The organism is Hymenobacter crusticola (assembly GCF_002154225.1).
Classification (GTDB): Bacteria; Bacteroidota; Bacteroidia; order Cytophagales; family Hymenobacteraceae; genus Hymenobacter; species Hymenobacter crusticola.
On the sequence record NZ_MTSE01000098.1, the window covers coordinates 1 to 1626 of the forward strand.

Annotated in this window: 2 protein-coding genes; both read right to left on the reverse strand. The window is 56.7% G+C overall.

From position 1 onward, the window contains the following. Positions 1-259 (reverse strand): PA14 domain-containing protein (locus BXP70_RS28990; RefSeq protein ID WP_245849775.1); only part of this gene is annotated, 259 nt, incomplete at its 3' end. After that, complete coding sequence (locus BXP70_RS28995; RefSeq protein WP_086597601.1) at positions 189-1382, reverse strand: PA14 domain-containing protein; 1194 nt, start codon at positions 1380-1382, stop codon at positions 189-191. The genes BXP70_RS28995 and BXP70_RS28990, both read right to left, overlap by 71 nt. Positions 1383-1626: the final 244 nt, after the last annotated feature.

Below are 1626 nucleotides of genomic sequence, written 5' to 3' on the forward strand. Positions count from 1 at the left end.
TGGCGAAGTTCGGACCAGCGTAGCTCACTTGTAGATTCTGGCCGCCGTAGCCTTGTAAGTAGGCAATGGTAATGGCGTGGGTACCGGCCTTCAGGCCAATAGTGCTGGCAATTTCCCGGTCGCCGTGCGAACCGTCATTGTCCACCAGCAACGTGGAGCCTATGTAAACGCGGGAGCCGTCGTCGGAGTTAGAGTAGAACGTGTATTGTCCGTCGGTAGGCACGGTCACGTAGCCCGTGAACTGGAANCGCAAACGCATAATCACGTTGCTGGGCCGCCAACGACGGTGCCGTGACGGTACCGGTTTTGAGGGGCGTGAGCGTGTTAAATGCTGGCAAATTGTCCCAAAAACCTTCGTAGTACTTGTAATCCAGACCAGCTACCGTGTTGGTCGGATTCTCTGGGGTCCGTAGGCCCGAGGCGGCATTCACCGTCACCGTCACCTGCGACTCGGCGCTGAGGGCACCTAGGTTGTCGGTTACTACCAAGCTGAACACGTACGTGCCTGCAACCAAGCCGCTCACGCTAGGAGCTGCTACGGTTTTGTTGCTGAACGTGCCTGTGCTAGGTCCGCTCACCTGGTTCCAGAGGTAAGCTGCTACTGTGCCGTCGGCGTCCGTGCCGCTGCCGTTGAGACTAACCGTGCTCGTGGGCAACGTGATAGTTTGGCTAGTGCCGGCGTTAGCTACAGGTGCTTTATTCGAGGTAGACGTTGAGGCACGCTTATAAGCAGCGGCGGGGATGAGCTGCTTGCTTAAGCCAGGGCCGGCATAGCTGATCTGCAGGTTCTGGCCGCCCGCATCCTGCAGGTAGGCCACGGTGATGGCGTGGGTGCCGGCCTGCAAGCCGATGGTGCCGTTGAGCTCCTGGTCGCCGTGGGTGCCGTCGTTGTTGACCAGCAGCGTGGAGCCGATGTACAAGAGCGAGCCGTCGTCGGAGTTGGAGTAGAAGGTGTACTGTCCGTCGGTGGGCACCGTGACATAGCCGGTGAACTGCATGGCGTAGCCGTAGTCACGCTGGGCCGGGGTCAGGGCGGGCTGCATGATGGCGCCGGTCTTGAGCGGGGTCAGCGTGGCGAAGTTGGGCACGGCCTTCCAGAAGCCTTCGTAGTATTTATAGTCCAGGCCCGAAACCGTGTTAGCTGGGTTCTCTGGCGTGCGCAGATCTGCAAACGCCGTTGCGCGCTTTGCGGCTACGTGGCGGGTGGAGTGGGGAGCTAGGTGTGTTTGCGGACGAACTGTACGGCTATCGTTGACGGAGATAGACCTACTTGCTGCTGGTGCAGCTGTCGTCGTCGGGAGGGGAGCAACGGCGAGCAGCGGAACTAATAATGACAAAAAAAACCCCCTTCTACGATGGTAGAGGTTATAAAAAGAATGCATGCTGGGTGTGTGTGTAAATGTTTAGTCTTATTTGAGATAGAAAGCTTGTTATTGAGCACTGTTGCATGTGGAGGCAGCTAAGCAAGCTTTAATGAGGTTGGGAAGCTGGTGGGGTTAGATAAGCGTAGGATAAGGGAACTGAGAACGGAAAGGGAGCACTAGAAGGCGTTTTCGCTGCCTTTAGCAGATTGATAAACGGTGAGCAGAATGATTTTCAGATCGAGCAGAAACGACCAATTCTTGA